The following is a 17,980-nucleotide window of genomic DNA, read 5'->3' on the forward strand; positions in this document are numbered from 1 at the left end:
GTCGTGAGGACACGACTCCATCCGATCGCCCGAGGGTGGCGCCGCCTCGGCGCGACCACCCTCGGGCTCGTGGTGGCCGGCGGCGCGCTGCTGCTGCCCGCCCAGGACGCGCCGACCCTGGGCAGCGTCAACCCGGTGGCCGTGGCTGTTCCGGCCGCGGACGTGCTCGACGTCGCCTTCACCGGCGGCACCGCCACCGACCGGGCCCAGGGCCTCGCCCCCACCACCTGGGGCACCCCCGGCTACGCCACCGAGCCGGCGATCGGTCACGACATCCTCACGGTGGACGGCTCGACGACGCGGTCTCCTTCGACTTCGCCGACCAGTGGAGCCGGTTCTCCGCCGGCTTCGCCATCGAGTGCGTCTTCCGGGTCGACACCACCATGCCGGTGAGCGGCGAGAAGGACCTCTGCTCCGACAAGGAGGGCGGCGGCTTCTCGGTCTACGTCAACGCCGGCAACCTCGGCACGATGGCGCACATCGGCGGCGGCTACAAGTCGGTGCTGACCCCGATCACCGGCAACCGCTGGTACCACGCCGTCTCCGTCTGGGACGGGCAGACCCTGCGCCTCTACCTCAACGGGCAGCTGGCCGGCTCCACCGCCGCCACCGGCGCGCTCACGCTGCCGGCCGCGACCGCCCGCCGGTTCGTCATCGGCGCCGACGCGGCCCCCACCGGCATCGGGCAGGTCGCCCCGCCGGCCTCCTTCGCGGCCAGCAAGGTCTGGAGCCGGCCGCTGGACGCGGCCCAGGCGGCCGAGCTGGCGTCGGCGTACGGGCTCAAGCCGCCGGTGCCGGTCGCCGACGTCCTCGACGTGGACTTCGACGACAGCACCCCGAAGGACCACGCGCAGAACCTCGCCGTCACCACCGTCGGCGAGCCGGTGATCGCCCAGGACGCCGCGGTGAAGGTGCCGGTCGCCTCCTTCGACGGCGCCAACGACGCGTACGCCTACGCGATGGGCGACGCGCAGTGGGCGAAGATCCGCAACCAGGTCTCGATCGAGTGCACCTTCAAGGACAACGGCACCCTGCCCAACTCCGGCGAGCACTCGGTCTGCTCGGAGAAGGAGACCGGCGGCTACTCGATCGTCGTCTACGGCGACAAGCTGACCTTCGCCGTGTACGCCAACGGCGCCTACCGCAACGCCCAGGTCCCGATCTCCTCCGGCCGCTGGTACCACGCCCTCGGCACGTGGGACGGCGCCACCGCCCGCCTGTACGTCGACGGCGTGCTGGCCGCCTCGGTCGTCGCGCCCGCCCCGCTCGGGCTGCCGGGTGGCGCCGCCCGCAACTCCTTCTACGTGGGCGCCGACGCGGTCAACCAGTTCTGGGCGCCGGCCACGGTGCGCAACGCCCGCATCTTCTCCCGAGTGCTCACCCTGGACGAGGTGCAGGCCCTCAACGTCGCCGCGCTCGGCGACGTGCGGGACGCGGGCGTCGCGGTCACCGCGACCGTACCGGCCGAGGGCGCCCACCTCAGCCGCCCGACCGAGCTGCAGGTGAGCGTCGCCAACCAGGGCAACGCCACCGGCTGGCGCTACCTGCTCGACGGCCAGCCCGTCCAGGTCGGCCAGGAGATCGGCGCCGGCCTGAAGTCCGGCACCCACACCCTGGCGATCTCGGCGACCGACGTGTTCGGCAAGGCCGTCGGCAAGACCGTCACCTTCACCTCCGACGCCATCCCGACCGGCGGCGGCACCGACGTCGGCCAGGGCAAGGGCCGGGTCACCCTCTCGGCGATCGCCCACAACCCCGACGGCGGTGACGTCACCACCACCTTCAAACAGGCCACCCCGAGCGTGCCGGTGGGCGGCTTCCAGGGTGTCGTCCCGGTGATGCCGTCCACGCTGGACTTCTCATACACCGAGGGCGGCCAGATCGGCGCGAGCCCGCGCCCCGACGGCAACCTGGCGAACAGCCCGTCCACGGGCAACATCCCGTTCCAGCGCTACGACGTGCAGGTGCCGGCGTCGGCCGAGCGTCGCCAGATCCTGTTCAGCGGCGTGGTCGACCCCGAGCGGGCGGTCTCCCTGCACGCCTGGAACACCACCACGGGGGCGTGGACCGAACTCGCCACCGCGCGCGGCCAGGCCGAAGGCGACACCACGCTGAAGGCCGCCGTCCGGCCCGAGCTGGTCGACAACGGCACCGTCCACGTCCTGGTGGTCGGCGAGGACCCGTTCGCCGACGACCTCGCGCCGCGCGACGGCTCCGCCAACGACCCGGCCAACCGGGACCACTTCGACGACCCGGCGAAGGACGACTTCTCGCTGGCCCACTTCACCGACACCCAGTACCTCGCCGAGGGCGCGGCCGGCGGCACGTACGACGACTTCGACGGCGTCGACGAGCCGACCGACAAGATGACCATGGAGGAGCGGGCACTCTGGCAAAAGTCCTATAGGGACACTACCCAGTGGCTGGCCCAGAACGCCGGCGGCAAGAAGATCGCCTACACCGCGCACACCGGTGACGTCATCGAGAACGACCACTCCAACCCGCTCGCCAAGGACTCTGCCGGCAACCTGCTCTACCCGGGCCTGGACGAGCAGGTGACCCGCGAGTTCCAGTTCACCTCGCAAGCGCAGCGGACGCTGGACGACGCCGGCCTGGTCAACCAGGTCGTCGCGGGCAACCACGACAACCAGGGCGGCAACGAGACCGGCCCGACGTCGCGCTTCAACCAGTACTACGGCCCGGACCGCTACTACGACGGCTCGCAGAAGTGGCCAACCGTGTCCAAGGCCTCCTACCACGCGTGGGACGAGACCACCGACGCGGCGGGCAACACGGTCACCCGGGGCAAGGACAACCAGAACAACTATGTCCTCTTCTCCGCCGGCGGGCTCGACTTCGTGGCGGTCGGCCTGTCCTACGGCGTCACGCAGGCCGAGGCCGACTGGGCCAGCTCGGTGTTCGAGCGCTACCACGACCGCAACGGCATCCTGCTGACCCACGCCTACCTGGCCCCGTCCACGACGCCGGACGGCCGCGGCGCCAACTTCTCCACCGACGGCTCCCGGGCCTTCTCGAGCATCGTCCAGTCCAACCCGAACGTGTTCCTGGTCCTCGCCGGCCACGAGCACGGCGTCGGCACCAACCTCAAGACCGGGGTCGGCGTGACGGTGGCGCACGACGTGGTCGAGCTGCTCGCGGACTACCAGTTCTACAAGATGACCGCGGGCGAGCTGTGGCCGGAGAAGGTCGACGCCGCAGGCAACCTCGACCTCAACGGCGACGGCACCGTCGACCACAAGAAGGACGACCTGCTCCAGTTCGGCGCCAGCTTCCTGCGGCTGCTGCAGATCGACGTCGACCGCTCCGAGATGAGCATCGACACCTACTCGCCGATGCTCAACAACTTCGGCGCCACCGAGTACGACGACCGCAAGCGCTACAACGGCGCCGAGGACAACATGGTGCTGCCGATCGACCTGTCCAGCCGGACCACCAGCTTCGGCACGGACAGCCTGGTCGTCGTCACCCCCACCGACACCGTCATCGGGGCGGCCACCGCGAAGTCCGGCTGGCCGGCCAGCGTCGAGTGGAAGGGCCTGACCGAGGGCGAGCTCTACGCCTGGACCAGCACCAGCAGCACCGGCGACGGTGAGCAGGTCGGCTCGGCGGACCAGTTCGGCGGCGTCTTCATCGCCACCGCAGCGGGCACGGACGTCACCCCGCCGGTGCTGACCGTCCCGGTCTCGACCACCGTCAAGCAGGGCGAGCCCTTCGACCCGCTCGCCGGGGTCACCGCGGTGGACAACACCAACGGCAACATCACCGACCGGATCCAGGTGGTCGGCACCGTCGACACCAACACCCCGGCCAGCTACGCGCTCACCTACCTGGTCTCCGACACCAACGGCAACCAGGCGGTCGCCAGCCGCGTGGTCACCGTGACGAAGACCCCCACCGAGGTACGCATCCCGACGTCGGTGCGCGCCGACGACGTGACGGCGACCTGGCGCAAGACCCTGAAGCTGACCGCCACGGTCAAGCCCAGCTCGGCGACGGGTCCCGTGCAGTTCCTCATCGGTGAGGACGTGCTGTGCGAGGCCAAGCTGAAGAAGGGCGTCGCCACCTGCGAGGTCGACAGGCTGCCCAGGCCCGGCACCCACAAGGTCCGGGCGGTCTACGGCGGCGACAAGACCCACGCGCCGTCGTACGACGACTTCACCCTGACGGTGGTCGAACGCCGGCGCTGATCAAGAGGTTCGCCACGTGAGCGGGGCCGGTCCGATCGGACCGGCCCCGCTTCTCGTCGTCGCGACCCAGGTTGCCCGTGAAGTCCCCTCGTCGGGGGCGAGCCCCGACCTCAGGCCGGCGGATACAGGAGGACACACACGTCGGGCAGGCCGGCGAGCGCGGCGTCGATGAGGGGCCGAACATCGGCCCAGTCGAGGCCACCGTTGCCGCAGCCGAGTGCCGGCCCACCGCCTCCGAGGTGACTGCGAGCCGGGCAGCCCCGCAGGAGTGGCCCCGGCGCCGGCAATTCAGTTGAGCCGATCGGTCCAGGCAGTGCCGAGGATCACCCGGTACGCGCTGATCCGTACCGGGGAGAGGGTCAGTAGCTCGTGGGCGAGCAGTTCTCCGGTGTTGGGGTCAAAGATTAGGAGGGACTGTTGGTTGTGCTCGCGGTCGTCAAAGGTGATGGCTAGACCCTTCCGGCCCGCCCGATCGGTTACCTGTCCGCGCCACAGGAACCCGGGCACGTCGGCAAGGACGCGCAGGATCTCAGCGCGTGTCTGACGCGGGACGACGTACCGCCCGTACACGGTGCTGACTTGCTTGCTGACGGCGCCGCCGCCGAACCTGATCTTGAGCAGGTCGTTCAGCTGTGCCCGACCCGACGGCAATGGCGCGAGGTCCATCGGTGGCAGCGGCATGATGTCAGGCGCGGGGGTGGCGGACGCGTCAGCCTTGGGCTTGAGGTTGCGCTGCCAGTAGTCCCGCGACTCCTGGTCCGGATACTGGGGCTCAAGCTGAGTCGTAACCTGGCTACCGGTCCCGTCGGGCGCCTGCCAGACCTTTCTCTCGTCCGCGAAAGCGACGTGGTGGCGACCGTCGGCAGACGTCATCACTGGGTCGCCCCACGTCTTCATGTGGTGGTACATGTACCGGCCGGCGCGATTGTCGTACTCCGTGCCGGCGAGCCTATTCGCCATCGCACGCAGCTGGCTCCCAGCATCACGGGTGCCAGAGCCGTACGCCACCGGCACGAGCACCACCCCTGGATCCGCCCCGGTGGGGCCGGTGATCTCCGAGGTGTCCGGGTTGGACGGGCCGAACGTTTGGGCGATTGCTGCGGCGCCGACCGCTATCGCCACCGCCCCGGCCGTCAGAACCAGCCTGCGGATGGGGCGTGCCTGACGGCGATAAGCGACCGGCTCGGTGATTGCCTCCGCGCGGTTGATCAGGTCGCGTGCCGACAGCCGGGGCGGTGCAATGGTGTTGTGCCGGGCCGGGTCAATGCGCTTAAGGAGGGTGCGCGTTCGCTCTTCTCCGAACATCACATAACCTTTCGAGGACTGGCCAACACCGGCTGCTGTGCCGGCGGTAAAGCTCGGTGCGACATGGCGTCGTAAAGGCGTCTGCGAGCCCGGTGCAGGCGCACTGCGGCCGTGGTGCGGGTACAGCCGAGGACCTGAGCGGCCTCGGAGACCGTCAACTCCTCCCAACCGACCAACCGGAGGATTTCCTGATCGAGGTCGGCGAGGGTGGCTAGGGCGGCTTGGAGATCGGCGACGCCCACGGTCGCGTCGGCGCCGGGCAAACCCGGCTGTTGGATGTGGCCAGCGTCGGTAATCGGCAGTACATCCGGCGCGGCCCTGCGAGCCCGCCATTGGTTCGCAAGCAGACGCCGGGCCACCCCGTACAGCCAGGGCAGGCTGCGGTTCGGGACCTCCCGGCGACGCCGCCAGGCGATGACGAACACGTCCTGAGCGAGCTCAGCCGCTGCATCCAGATCGGCAAGCCGACGCTGGCCGTACCTCACAACGTGTCCGTATTCGGCCCTATAGACCCTCGTAAACCAATCCTCATCGCGTCCCGCCGGTGGACCCATCCAAAACCCCTGCCTGGTTGACGAACCCTCACCCTGGCTTGTGTCATCCCCGGCCCAATGATTACCGCCAGCCACCTTGCAACCGCACAGTAGGGACTCCCGTGGCGGCAATAGCTCCGGGCAAGATCGCCTTCGGCCGGCTCCCACAGCCGCAGCCCCTGCTCTCGTCTAGAACCCGCCCTGCGGGCTCAAGCGGGTGGAGCGGGCCAGGGCCAGGGTGACAAGGTGGAGGGCCCTGCTGGACGACCTTGTCGCCCTGGCCCCGGCCCGCTCGGCATGCCTGGGTTGGTAGCGGACGGAGTGGCAGCCCTCACACCCAGGGTTTTCACAGCTGGCGTCCAGGCTGCTTCGAGGGTGACCTGGATATTTGCCCACATGGACGACGTCGCGCCGCGTGGCCGGAGGGTTGCCCGCTACCTCGCGGTGGCGCTGGCCGTCGCCCTCTGCTGCGCCCTCTCCGTGTTGGTGGGTGTCCGCGCCGGCCACTCCAACACCACAACCGCCGCACCGAGCGAGCCGTCGCTGACGGCCGCACCGTCCGATCCGGCGCCGGCGGATCCGACACCGCCGGCCGGGCCGCGGCCCGGGAAGGTCGATCCGGGCGACGCAAGCGCTGCGGTCGCCGCCTCGGTCCAGGCCTACCTCAAGGGTCAGGGCGACCGGAGTGCGGTCGCCGTGCTGGACCTCACGACCGGCGAGCAACTGTCGGTGAACGCGGACGCCGGGTTCCACACGGCCAGCATCGTCAAAGTAGACATCCTCGCTGCCCTGCTGCTCGAGCGGCAGCCGGCGCAGGGCCTCACCACGAACGAACGAAACCTCGCATTCGACATGATCACCAAGAGTGACAACGACGCAGCGACAAGCCTCTGGAAGGAGATCGGCGGCGCCTCCGGGCTGGCCGCGGCCAACCGCACGCTCGGGTTGACCGAGACCATCCCTGCCGACGGCGGCTCCTGGGGTACCACGACCACCACCGCCAACGACCAGCTTCGCCTCCTGCAGACGCTGACCAACGCCAGCGGCCCGCTCAACGCCACCAGTCGTGGCTACGTGCTGAACCTGATGAGCCAGGTCCAGGACGATCAGGACTGGGGCGTGCCGGCCGGGGCATCGGCGCAGGCCAGCGGCGTGTACGTGAAGAACGGCTGGATGGGCGATTCCCGCGACGACGGGCTGTGGGTCACCAACAGCATCGGCCGGATCGTGGAGCCCGGCCACGACTGGCTGGTCGCGGTGCTCACGAGCGGGAACACGGGCGAGAGCAGCGGCATCAACATCGTCGAGCACGCCGCGACCCTTGCCGTAGGCGGCCTGCGGACGTCGTAGCTATTGGCTGCAACGCGCCACCTGCGCCTGAAGCAACCAGGCCGGCGGACATGTGGTGGAGCGACGACAGCACGGCCGTTCAGATCACGCTCAGCGGCTGGCCGCCGGCGCAGGACCGCTGGACCATGCGTTGCTTCGCCCGCAAGCCGCAGCTGGTCGCCGAAGCCAAGCCACCGTCTTCCATGGAGTGGCACGAAACCATCCCTGCCGACTGGTGCACACTGTGCTCTGATGCGGCAGCGCTTGCAGCGCCCCGGACCGGCGGATTAAGAGGCACATACCAAGCGGTGGCCATGGCCGTGTCGCCTCGGCTGTCGTGACGGCGGAGTCCCGTCTGTGGCTGGTGCAACGCGCCTCGGTTGCTGTCGCCACGACCTGCGCTCGCCCGTAACGGGCACCCGACTGATCGCCGACGCCGTTCCGACCAGCCGAGGTCGGACTGGACGGAGCGAGAGAGCTGTCATTCTTGATCGAGACAACCTTGCCGCCTGGAACCGTTGGTCGACGTGGCCCCGTTGCCGGAGCATAATTCTCGCGCCGGGTTGGAGGAAACGATGCACCCCGTACTGAGTGAGTATGTGAAGCGGGCCGGCTTTGACGAGGCCCGCTCGCGCCGCATGGTCAACGGCTTGCGTGTCCTGCAGGAGATCGCAGCTAAGGGCGACCAGCCGATTACGTACGCAGTCTTCGCCGAGAAGTTGCAGCCCGGCCTCGCGCCGCTGGCCACCGGCGCGATTTTGGAGGACATAGGCGTTTTTTGTATTAAAGCGGGCTGGCCGAACGTCACCTGTTTCGTCGTCTCCGCTACCACTGGTGAGTGCTCGGAGGGATTCACCAAGATCTCCAGCGAGAGCCCCATGGTTGCCCGCGATGCCGCCTGGTTCGCCTACGCGGTCTACAAAAACGCGCCACGCGTTGATGACGAGGTCTGAATTGGTCCGGGCAAGTTGAGCGACGAGATCTGGCGACCATTGCCTGGACTGACCTGACCCTTTCGTCCCGAACTCGCGGCGGTTGATCCTGGTGCGGTTTCGTCCGAGGTCAAGCGGGCTGCACCAGTCGGAAGCGGTGGGGTGCGGCCGGCGTGAGTTGCTTGCAGCAGAGCGACCAGGGGCGAGACGCAGCGTCGACCCCCGCCCGGAGGAGCCGGGTAGGGCGCACCAACGGCTGCGTTTGGTCGTAAGGGACTGTCGATATGCACTGCATGCGCGGTCGGACGACGCCTGGCTTAAGCCGTTGCCGCTGCTCTCGCTACCTCCTCGCTGCCTCCGTCGACCTATAGGCGGCCGTTGCTGATCGTCTCGCTGCCTCTTTGCTGCCTCTCCCGCTTCACCCAGGCCCCGTGACTGCCGGTAGCGCTGCCAAATCCCTCGTTTAAGTCATATGCGCTACCTGCTGATGCGCAAGCCGGACGAGGTGGCCCAGCAGGTCAGGCTGGAGAGTCGGATTGTGTACGGCGGCGTTGGTTGCAAACCCGGACGGCGAGGATCGGCTCGCGGATCAGCTCGGGTGTTCCTTCGACGGCTCCGATCGGGCGGCCCCGGGCACCGGCCGTACCGCTGTGGCACGGCCGGTGCCCCTGATCGTCGCGCCTCGGGTTCTTACGGCGCCGCCGACGTCCGCTCGACCGGCGCGGCCGCGACCGGTCGCAGTGAAGGCCGGGCCAGGGCGCTCGGCCACCAGGTACGCCGGCCGAGGTGCAGCGCCAGCGCCGGCACGAGCAGGGTCCGGACGAGGAACGTGTCGAGCAGCACGCCGACCCCGATGATGACCGCCGTCTGCACGGACGGCACCAGCGGCAGCACGCTCAACGCGCCGAACGTGGCAGCCAGCACCACACCCGCGCTGGTGATCACCCCACCGGTCACGGTCAGCGCGTGCAGCACGCCGTTGCGGTGCCCGAGCTGCGCGGCCTCCTCCCGCGCCCGGGTGCTGAGGAAAATGGTGTAGTCGACCCCGAGCGCGACGAGGAACAGGAACGTCTGCAGCGGGATCCCGACGAACAGGTTCGGGTAGCCCATCGCGTCGAGGATCAGCCCGGCCGCGCCCAGCGCGGCGGCGTAGGACAGGACCACGCTGGCCAGCAACAGCAGCGGTGCGACCAGCGCCCGCAGCAGCAGCACCAGGATGACGAGGACGACCGCCAGCACCAGTGGCACCACCACCCGGTTGTCGCGGTCGACCGTCCGCTCCTCGTCGATCAGGTACGCGGTGTCCCCGCCCACCAGCGCCTGCGCACCCGGCACGGCGTGCACCGCGGCGCGGAGCCGCTCGACCGTGTCCAGCGCCGCGTCGCTGTCCGGCGTGTCGGCCAGCACCGCCGCGATGCGTACCCAACGGCCGTCCGGTGAGCGTTCCGGCTCACCCACCTCGGCGATCCCCGGCACAGTACGGGCGGCGGCCACGACCTGCTCGGCCGGGCCGGCGGCGGCCAGGATCTCGGCGGGCGCGACCGATCCTCTGGGGTAGTGCGCCTCGATCATCCGCTGGCCGGTGACGGAGCCGACCTCCTTGGTGAACGACTCGTCGTGCGGCATGCCGATGCTGAGGTTGACCATGCCGAAGCTCAGCGCGACCAGCACCGCCGCCGTCCCCAGCCAGATCGCGCGGGGCCGCCGGCCGACGAACCCGGCGATGCGGCGCCACAGCCCGTGCTCGGCCGCAACGTCGAGCCCCACCGAGTCGGGGGAGTACCGGGGCACGAACGGCCAGAACAGCCACCGCCCGAAGATGACCAGCACGGCCGGAAGCAGCGTGGTCATGGCCAGCAGAGCCGCGACGATCCCGACCGCGCCGACGGGCCCGAGCCCCCGGGTGGACGGCAACTGTGCGGCGAGCAGGCACAGCAGGCCGAGCGCGACGGTCGCCGCGGACGCTGCGATCGCGCCGATCGACCGGCGCAGCGCCACGGACATCGCCGTGTGCCGGTCGGCGTGCCGGCGCAGTTCCTCCCGGTAGCGGGCGATGAGCAGCAGGGCGTAGTCCACGCCGACGCCGAAGACCAGCACGGTCAGGATGCTCTGGCTCTGGAAATCCACGGCCAGGTTGGCGTGCCGGGCCAGCAGGTACACCACCGCGCTGGCGAGCTGGTTGGCCAGCGCCACCGTGATCAGCGGGATCAACCACAGCACCGGACTGCGGTACGTGATGAGCAGCAGCAACGCGACGGTGGCCGCGGTCGCCAGCAGCAGCGCGGTGTCCATGCCGGCGAACGCGTCGAAAACGTCATCCTCCCCGCCGGCCGGACCGGTGAGCGCGGTCCGCAACCCATCCGGTACGTCCGCGGTCAAGCGCTCCTTGATGGCGGTTACGGCGTCGGCGCGCTGGTCGGCGTCCCCGGCGACGGGAAAGGAGAGCAGCAGCGCCTGCCCGTCGTCGCTGGGCACCGGCGGGGACACCTGACCGCCGGCGGCGTACGGGATGAAGGCCGCCAGGTCGCCGTCCACCTTGGCCCGGTCGGCCTCGGTGAGGCCGCCGTCACGGGCGTAGACGGCCACGGCCAGGGGTTCCTGCGAGTCGGGGAACGCCTCCTCCGCCCGCTGCACCGCCCGGCTGGCCTCGGCGCTGGCCGGCAGCGCGCCGAGGCTGTCGTTGTCCTGCACCTCGGTCAGCTTGATCGCCAGCGGCCCGGCCGCCGCGACGAGCACGAGCCAGAAGACGAGCATCATGTACTTGCTGCGACGGCCGGACGGCAGCCCCGCCAGCCGGTATCGCGCGGTTTCCTTTTGCCTGGTCATGCCTCCGATCCTTCGGCCGGAGCGGCCCGAAGGCAGGGGTGGCACGTCCCGAAGGCAGGTGGTGGTAGCACCACCGAATTCCGTGGCGTCCCGGGCGGAGAATGACGCCGTGGACCGCTCCGTACGTTCGACGATCTGGCAGCAGATCCGGCCCGGCGCCCTCGCCGCCGTGCAGGGCCTGGCCGTGGCCCTGCTGAGCCTGAGCACCAACGTGGCGCTGTTCGCGCTGTCGGTGGTCTCCCTCGCACTCATTCCCGCGCTCGGCATCGGGTTCGCGCTCTTCCCGGCGGTCACCGTCCTCGTACGGCTGTCGCTGACGGCGCAACGCCGGCTGAGCCGCTGGGCCGGCGTGCCGATCGCCTCGCCGTACCCGCCGGTGCCCGCCGGCGCCCGGCTCGGCACCTGGCAGCGGTTCCGGTGGGTGGTCTCGGACCCGGCGACCTGGCGGGACCTCGCCTGGCTGATCCCCGGCACCATCACCGGCGGCGTCTGCCTGGCCGCGTTCGTGCTGCCCGCCTACGGGCTGGAGGGCGTCCTGTTCGTGCCGCTGGTGCTTTACCTGACCATCGGCTGGTATGGCTACGGGGTGTTCTGGCCGATGGACAACTTCGCGAAGGCATGGCTGGCCGCGCCGCAGGGCTGGCTGCTCCTCGCCGGCGGGCTGGCCGTCGCCCACTGGCTGGTGTGGCTGCACTTCCGCTTCGCCGGCTTCTTCCTCGCCCCCACCCGGGCGCAGGAACTGGCCCTGCGGGTGCGGCACCTCGCCGCCACCCGCGCCGACACCGTCGACACCCAGGCCGCCGAGCTGCGCCGCATCGAACGTGACCTGCACGACGGGGCGCAGGCCCGGCTGGTCGCGCTGCGGATGAGCATCGGCCTGGCCGAGAAGCTCATGGCCGACGACCCGGCACGGGCGGCGCGACTGCTCAGCGAGGCGCAGGAGACCAGCGGCCACGCCCTCGCCGACCTGCGCAACCTCGTCCGGGGCATCTACCCGCCGGTGCTCGCCGAACGCGGCCTTCCCGGGGCGGTGGAAGCCCTCGCGCTGACCGCACCGCTGCCCGTGGACGTCGACGTGCGGCTACCCGGCGGCAGCCCACCCGCGGCGGTCGAATCCGCGTCCTACTTCGCCGTGGCCGAGGCGCTGACCAACATCGCCAAACACAGCGGCGCGGCGCGCGCGTGGATCCAGGTCTTCCACCACGACGGTGTGCTGACGATCGTCGTCGGCGACGACGGCCGCGGCGGGGCCACGCCGGACGCGGGGACCGGCCTGGCGGGCGTACGACGCCGACTGGCAGCTTTCGATGGCACGATGACCGTGCAGAGTCCGCCCGGCGGACCCACCGTCGTGACCATGGAGCTGCCTTGCGTGTTGTCATCGCCGAGGACCTCGCCCTCCTCCGGGACGGGCTGACGCACATCCTCGACGCGTACGGGCACCGCGTGGTCGAGGCCGTCGCCGACGGGCCGTCCGTCCTGCCGGCCCTCACCCGCCACCGCCCCGACATCGCCGTCGTCGACGTACGCCTCCCACCCACCTTCACCGACGAGGGACTGCAGGCCGCCCTCGCGGCCCGGGTGCAGATGCCCGGGCTGCCGATCCTCGTGCTGTCCCAACACGTCGAGCAGCTGTACGCGCGGGAACTGCTTGCCGACCGCAGCGGGGGAGTCGGCTACCTGCTCAAGGACCGGGTGTCCAACGTCGGCCAGTTCATCGACGCGCTCCGCCGGGTCGCCGACGGCGGCATGGTGATGGACCCCGAGGTGGTGTCGCAGCTGCTGGCCCGCAACTCCGGTACGCAGCAACTGCGGGACCTCACGGCCCGGGAGCGGGAGGTGCTGGGGTTGATGGCCGAGGGACGGTCGAACGCGGCGATCGCGGGACGACTGTTCGTCACCGAGAAGGCGGTCAGCAAGCACATCAACAACATCTTCAGCAAGCTGGGGATGCCGCCGTCCGATGACGACAACCGCCGGGTGCTCGCGGTGCTCGCGTACCTGAACGGCTGAGGCAGCTCTGCCGGCTCAGCACTCGGCACCGACACGCGTGCGTCGCGGTGGCGCGGGCCGGGATCGCCGAGCTGCTCGACGCACACCCGTCCGCTGCCCGGGTTCACCTGGACGTGCCCGTCACGTTCTCGGGCGTCTGCTGACCGGGGACGCGGAGGGCCGGTCGCTACCGACCGGCCCTCACAGACATCGCATACGGACTGGCGGCGCTACGTGCCCCCGGCAGCAGTCCATGCGATGGCGCATTACTGCAGATGGAACCGTGCGTCGACGGCGAGGGCCGCCAGCTGCGGTACGGAGAACGGCAGCGCCGTCAACCCCGGCCGGTCGTCGCCATGCTTTGCCCGCTGTGCAACGTAGACCACCACACCGTCTGGGTGCCGGTATGCCGCCCACTGGTCGAACCGGTCGTCGCTGCCGGGTCGGACTACCACGCCGACCTGTGTCGCGCCGACAGCCACTACCTGGCAGTCGCCCTGCATGCCCCAGAACTGGCGGGCAAGCGCGCACGGCTCGGCCGGTAGCTGGTTGCCTGCGGTGTGCACCTCGACCAGCAGGCGCCCCATCCGTTCGCCTTCGGCCAGGGCGGCGAAGGACATGTAGCTCCACACCTCGACGCCGTTCACCTTGTCGTTGAATTGCGCCTGGTGGTCCCGCAAGGGCATCTGGTCGGCGGGCAGGTTCGCAGGGTTCTCCGGCGCGGTGTAGCCGGCGGGCACGACGGAGACGATCTCGTGGAGCAGCTGGACCCCCTGGTCGTACCTGGAACCCGCCCGCGCGGTCCGGTCCTCCTGTGGACGGCCGTCCGGTCCGGTTGGCCACGGTTGCCCGGGCGTGTGTTGAGACGATGGGTGTGGGAGGGCCTGTTTGGACGACGGGATGGCCTGCGGCCCAGGACCCGCCGGGCTCAGCCCGCCGGAGCCGCCGGCGCCCGGTGTGCCGATGGCCGCGACCCCGGTGACCGCCAGAACCACGACTGCGGATCCGGCGCAGGCCCAGGCCGTATGGCGGCGCATACGCACCCGCCGAGCGGCGGCGAGCGTGGCGGCCGTGTTCAACGGTGGCGGCGCGGCGGTGACTGCCATCTCGCTGCGCAGGGCATCGCGCAACTGTTCTCCGTTCATCGTTTCCCCTTCTCAATCCCGACGTGCGCGGGCGACAGGAGGCCGCGCATCGTGTCCAGGCCGCGGGCTGCCTGGCTCTTCACCGTCCCGGGCGAGCAGCCCAGAAGCGCCGCGGCTTCCTCAACAGACAGGTCCTCCCAGTACCGGAGAACCAGGACGGCCCGCTGCCGCGGCGGCACGGCGGCCAGCGCCTGCAGCATCACCAACCGGTTCTCCGGAGAGTCGGGCGGTGTCGGCCGCTCGGCGTCCTCCCCGCCGACTCGCTCTCGCCGCCACCAGCCGCGGCGCCGCTCATCGAGGAAGGACCGGATCAGGATCTGGCGTACGTAGGCGTCGAGCACCTCGTGCCGGGAGACCCGGTTCCAGACCAGGTAGAGCTTCGTGAACGCGGTCTGGACCAGGTCCTCCGCCCGGTGCCAGTCGCCGCACAGCAGGTACGCGGTGCCCCGCATCGCGTCCGACCTCGCCGAGAAGTACTCCGCGAACGCCGCGTCGCGATCGCCCATTCAAGCCTCCGATCCCCGATTCGAGATAGTCACGCGGGGACTGGCTCCGGGGGTTGCTCCGCAGAACGAAATCTTCGTGGCACCAGACGCGCGTGGCTCGGGAGACGGATCGTGTGTGCCCGCGGGCCACGACCCGACCACCACGAAGGTCTCCGGCGAGCAGTGCGGGGCGGGACCGAATCGGTCCCGCCCCCTTTCATCTTCGCCGATCAAGCGATGAAGCAATGCGTGGTGCTCGCCTACCTGAACGGGTGAAACTCGCGCAACCCCCGGAGCCCAAGCATCCGAAAAGGAGTACCGGACGACGGTAGTCTGCACAGCGGGTAGCGAAGACTGCCGGCAGAGTGACGGGCGGGTGCCCTGGGCGCTCCAGGCCCCAGACGTCGGTGGTGCCGAACACACGGGGGAAACCATGTTCGAGCGGCTGGGCAGATTCGTTGTGGGCCGAGCGTGGTGGGTGATTGCCGGATGGGTGGTCGCGGCAGCCGCCATCATCGCCACCACACCCTCGCTGAGCGAAATCACCTCCGCCGATCAGGAAAGCTTCCTGCCCCGCTCGTACGAGTCTGTGCAGGCCACCGAGCTCGGGCAGAAGGCGTTCCCGCAGCAGGCCACCGCGACGGCGATCATCGTGGTCAAGCGCGCCGACGGGCAGAAGCTCACGCCGGCGGACGAGGCGAAGGTGGGCCAGCTCGCCCAGTCGCTCAAGGCCAAGAACATCCCGCACACGTCCGGCTATCTGACCGGTCCGCCCGCGGTGGCGCCGGACAAGTCGGTGCAGATCATCAACGTCGGGCTCGATGCCCCCACCCCCGACGACCCGGCGCTGCTCGACGCCGTACGCGATCTGCGGGCGGACATCGGCCCGGAGCTGGCGAACAGTGGGTTGACCGCGGGCGTGGCCGGCGACGTGGCGAGCTTCGTCGACAACGAGGACACCTTCAACAACGCCTTCGCCGTGGTCGGCATCGCGACGATCATCCTGATCATCGGCCTGATCCTGATCATCTTCCGCAGCCCCATCGCCGCGCTGCTGCCCGTGGTGGTCGTCGGCGTCGTCCTGAGCATCACGACGGGTCTCGTCGCCGCCGCCGGCAAGGCATTCGACCTCAGTGTCAGTCAGGATCTGCAGACGATCCTGCTGATCGTGCTGTTCGGCATCGGCACCGACTACATCCTGTTCCTGCTCTTCCGCTACCGGGAGCGGCTGCGCGCCGGTGACGACAAGCGCACCGCGATGGTCGTCTCCGTCCAGCGGGTCGGCGAGGTCATCACGTCGGCCGCCGGAGCGGTCATCGTCGCGTTCCTCGTGCTGCTCCTCGCCTCCCTGGGCTTCTTCGGCTCGCTCGGCCCGGCGCTCGCGATCGCGGTCGCCGTCATGCTGGTCACCTCTCTCACCCTCATTCCGGCGGTCGTCTCGCTGCTCGGCCGGTACGTCTTCTGGCCGTCGAAGGCGTGGCAGCGTACGCCCAAAGCCACCCTGTCGCACCGGCTCGGCACCGCCGTCGGACGCCGGCCGGCCCTCGTCGCGGCGGCGTCCGGCGTCATCCTGGTCGCGCTCGCCGCGGGCGCGCTGTTCTACAAGGCCGACTACGACTTCAGCGCCGGCTTCCCGCAGGACACCGAGTCGGCGAAGGCCGCGCAGGACCTGCAGCGCGGGTTCGCCGCCGGTGCGCTCGCCCCCACCGAGGTCTACCTGACCACCGGCAACGGATCGCCGCTGACCGACCAGCAGGTCAGCGACTTCGCGGCGGCCGTGGCGAAAGCCCCGGGAGTGGGCCAGGCGCAGCCCCCGGAGCGCAGCACCGACCCGAGTGTGGCCCGGGTCAACCTGCTGCTCAACGAGAACCCGGTCTCCAACGAGGCGATCAACCTTGTCCGCGAGGACCTGCGCGGTGCCGTACACGCGGCGGCCCCGCCCGGCACCCGGGCGCTGGTCGGCGGGACCACCGCGATCTTCGCGGACATCAACTCGGCGAACAACCGCGACCTGTCGGTGATCCTGCCGGTCGCGGCCGGCCTGATCGCGCTCATCCTCGCGCTGCTGCTGCGCAGCCTGGTCGCGCCGATCTACCTCGTGATCGCGGTGCTGCTCAACTTCGCCGCCACGCTGGGCGCCACGGTCTACCTCTTCCAAGGGCTGCAGGGCGAGCCCGGCGTCACGTTCCAGCTGCCGATCATCCTCTACCTCTTCGTGGTGGCGATCGGGACCGACTACAACATCCTGATGATCGCCCGACTACGCGAGGAAGCACGGGAAGGCAACGAGCCACGCAAGGCTGCCGCCATCGGCGTGGAACACGCCGGCCCGACGGTCGCGGCAGCAGGATTGATCCTGGCCGGGACGTTCGCGGTGCTGCTGCTCGCGCCCATCTCGTTCCTGCAGCAGATGGGCTTCGCGGTGGCGATCGGCATCGTGCTGTCCGCGTTCGTCATGTCGATGTTCTTCGTCCCCGCCCTGACCGCGCTGATCGGGCACAAGGCGTGGTGGCCGGGCCACGGCGACGAGCGGCCGACCAGCGGGCGGCACGCCCGCGCCGCCGACCAGCCGGGTTAGCCGGTCCAGGCCGCGGGTCCAGCGTGGTCGTCGACGGCGGCGGCCGCACGGGCGTACGCTCGGTGCCGTGGTGGCGACGGGGCGTCGATACCGGTACGTCGGCCCGGCGGACGTGCGAGCGTCGGTCGGCGACTTCCCCGAGGGCGTGCCCATCCGATCATCGGTCGATCTCGACGCCTACCTGGCGGCCGCGGAGCCGCGCGACCGCGACGAGCCGTTCACCTACGTCATCGACGCTGGCGGCACGCTGCGGCTCGCGCCGAGACGCAGCGAGCATGTCGCCTGCGCCGGCGGTGGGGAGGTCCTCGGTGCGGGGGAGATCGCCTTCGCCGGCGAGCGGGACGGCTGGGTCGTAACCGAGGTGAGCAACCAGTCCACCGGCTACTGCCCCGATCCCGCCTCATGGGCGGCGGTGGCGGACGCCCTCGATCGGGCGGGTGTCGGCCGCCCGGACGGCTTCACCGCGGCGGTCGTCTTCCGGCGCTGCCTTGCCTGCGGCGAGCGCAACGTCGTCCGCGACGACGACTACATCTGCGCGCTCTGCGGCGCTGAGCTGCCGGAGGATGTGGAACCCCGGCTGACGGCTCAGCCACCGACCGTCCAGCGTTCGCGCTGACGACCGAGCCCGCCGACCGGCTCCGCGAGGT

13 protein-coding genes are annotated in these 17,980 nt (G+C 70.3%); 8 read left to right on the plus strand and 5 right to left on the minus strand.

What is annotated here, in order from left to right; genetic code table 11:
• The first annotated feature begins 3 nt into the window (after positions 1-3).
• Positions 4-393: a hypothetical protein gene (locus ACIBBA_RS07385; protein WP_396694692.1), complete on the plus strand. Its 390-nt coding sequence runs from the start codon at positions 4-6 to the stop codon at positions 391-393.
• Positions 390-4,208 (plus strand): LamG-like jellyroll fold domain-containing protein, encoded by a 3,819-nt coding sequence (locus ACIBBA_RS07390; protein WP_396694694.1) that lies wholly within the window; start codon positions 390-392, stop codon positions 4,206-4,208. Before ACIBBA_RS07385 ends, ACIBBA_RS07390 begins: the two co-directional genes overlap by 4 nt.
• Positions 4,209-4,496: 288 nt before the next feature.
• On the opposite strand, the gene ACIBBA_RS07395 is transcribed toward ACIBBA_RS07390, so the two are convergent.
• The gene (locus ACIBBA_RS07395) at positions 4,497-5,513 is read right to left on the minus strand and encodes a CU044_5270 family protein (protein ID WP_396694696.1); all 1,017 of its coding nucleotides are present in this window, start codon (positions 5,511-5,513) and stop codon (positions 4,497-4,499) included.
• Positions 5,513-6,067 carry an RNA polymerase sigma factor gene (locus ACIBBA_RS07400; protein ID WP_396694698.1) on the minus strand — a complete coding sequence of 185 codons (555 nt, stop codon included), beginning with the start codon at positions 6,065-6,067 and terminating at the stop codon, positions 5,513-5,515. The genes ACIBBA_RS07395 and ACIBBA_RS07400 overlap by 1 nt, the downstream gene beginning before the upstream one ends.
• 375 nt (positions 6,068-6,442) lie before the next feature.
• Between ACIBBA_RS07400 and ACIBBA_RS07405 the strand changes: the two genes are divergently transcribed.
• Both ACIBBA_RS07405 and ACIBBA_RS07410 read left to right on the plus strand, forming a co-directional pair.
• Positions 6,443-7,396 (plus strand): serine hydrolase, encoded by a 954-nt coding sequence (locus ACIBBA_RS07405; RefSeq protein ID WP_396694700.1) that lies wholly within the window; start codon positions 6,443-6,445, stop codon positions 7,394-7,396.
• Between the two features lie 554 nt (positions 7,397-7,950).
• Positions 7,951-8,328 (plus strand): hypothetical protein, encoded by a 378-nt coding sequence (locus tag ACIBBA_RS07410; RefSeq protein ID WP_396694702.1) that lies wholly within the window; start codon positions 7,951-7,953, stop codon positions 8,326-8,328.
• A gap of 669 nt (positions 8,329-8,997) precedes the next feature.
• On the opposite strand, the gene ACIBBA_RS07415 is transcribed toward ACIBBA_RS07410, so the two are convergent.
• On the minus strand, positions 8,998-11,064 hold the full coding sequence (locus ACIBBA_RS07415) for an MMPL family transporter (RefSeq protein WP_396695184.1): 2,067 nt from the start codon (positions 11,062-11,064) through the stop codon (positions 8,998-9,000).
• A 178-nt stretch (positions 11,065-11,242) separates the two neighbouring features.
• Here ACIBBA_RS07415 and ACIBBA_RS07420 point away from each other — a divergent pair, with 178 nt between their 5' ends.
• A complete protein-coding gene (locus ACIBBA_RS07420) occupies positions 11,243-12,550 on the plus strand; it encodes a sensor histidine kinase (protein ID WP_396694704.1) in 1,308 nt (435 codons plus the stop codon).
• The gene (locus ACIBBA_RS07425; protein ID WP_396694706.1) at positions 12,502-13,146 is read left to right on the plus strand and encodes a LuxR C-terminal-related transcriptional regulator; all 645 of its coding nucleotides are present in this window, start codon (positions 12,502-12,504) and stop codon (positions 13,144-13,146) included. Before ACIBBA_RS07420 ends, ACIBBA_RS07425 begins: the two co-directional genes overlap by 49 nt.
• A gap of 245 nt (positions 13,147-13,391) precedes the next feature.
• Here the strand turns inward: ACIBBA_RS07425 and ACIBBA_RS07430 are convergent, their stop codons facing one another.
• Both ACIBBA_RS07430 and ACIBBA_RS07435 read right to left on the minus strand, forming a co-directional pair.
• The gene (locus ACIBBA_RS07430; RefSeq protein ID WP_396694708.1) at positions 13,392-14,270 is read right to left on the minus strand and encodes a hypothetical protein; all 879 of its coding nucleotides are present in this window, start codon (positions 14,268-14,270) and stop codon (positions 13,392-13,394) included.
• Positions 14,267-14,776 (minus strand): SigE family RNA polymerase sigma factor, encoded by a 510-nt coding sequence (locus ACIBBA_RS07435; RefSeq protein WP_396694710.1) that lies wholly within the window; start codon positions 14,774-14,776, stop codon positions 14,267-14,269. Before ACIBBA_RS07435 ends, ACIBBA_RS07430 begins: the two co-directional genes overlap by 4 nt.
• Positions 14,777-15,233: 457 nt before the next feature.
• Here ACIBBA_RS07435 and ACIBBA_RS07440 point away from each other — a divergent pair, with 457 nt between their 5' ends.
• Positions 15,234-17,333, plus strand: coding sequence for an MMPL family transporter (locus tag ACIBBA_RS07440; RefSeq protein ID WP_396694712.1), 2,100 nt, complete (start codon positions 15,234-15,236; stop codon positions 17,331-17,333).
• Positions 17,334-17,400: 67 nt separating this feature from the next.
• On the plus strand, positions 17,401-17,949 hold the full coding sequence (locus tag ACIBBA_RS07445; protein WP_396694714.1) for a hypothetical protein: 549 nt from the start codon (positions 17,401-17,403) through the stop codon (positions 17,947-17,949).
• The last annotated feature ends 31 nt before the right edge of the window (positions 17,950-17,980 follow it).

Origin of the sequence: Micromonospora sp. NPDC051006, assembly GCF_044456245.1 — a bacterium.
Taxonomy (GTDB): Bacteria; Actinomycetota; Actinomycetes; order Mycobacteriales; family Micromonosporaceae; genus Micromonospora.

Excerpts from the sequence above, each read along its gene's own strand:
- ACIBBA_RS07395 (WP_396694696.1), bottom strand. The coding sequence starts at position 5,513 with ATGTTCGGAGAAGAGCGAACGCGCACCCTCCTTAAGCGCATTGACCCG.
- ACIBBA_RS07400 (WP_396694698.1), bottom strand. The coding sequence starts at position 6,067 with ATGGGTCCACCGGCGGGACGCGATGAGGATTGGTTTACGAGGGTCTAT.
- ACIBBA_RS07405 (WP_396694700.1), top strand. The coding sequence starts at position 6,443 with ATGGACGACGTCGCGCCGCGTGGCCGGAGGGTTGCCCGCTACCTCGCG.
- ACIBBA_RS07410 (WP_396694702.1), top strand. The coding sequence starts at position 7,951 with ATGCACCCCGTACTGAGTGAGTATGTGAAGCGGGCCGGCTTTGACGAG.
- ACIBBA_RS07415 (WP_396695184.1), bottom strand. The coding sequence starts at position 11,064 with ATGATGCTCGTCTTCTGGCTCGTGCTCGTCGCGGCGGCCGGGCCGCTG.
- ACIBBA_RS07430 (WP_396694708.1), bottom strand. The coding sequence starts at position 14,270 with ATGAACGGAGAACAGTTGCGCGATGCCCTGCGCAGCGAGATGGCAGTC.
- ACIBBA_RS07435 (WP_396694710.1), bottom strand. The coding sequence starts at position 14,776 with ATGGGCGATCGCGACGCGGCGTTCGCGGAGTACTTCTCGGCGAGGTCG.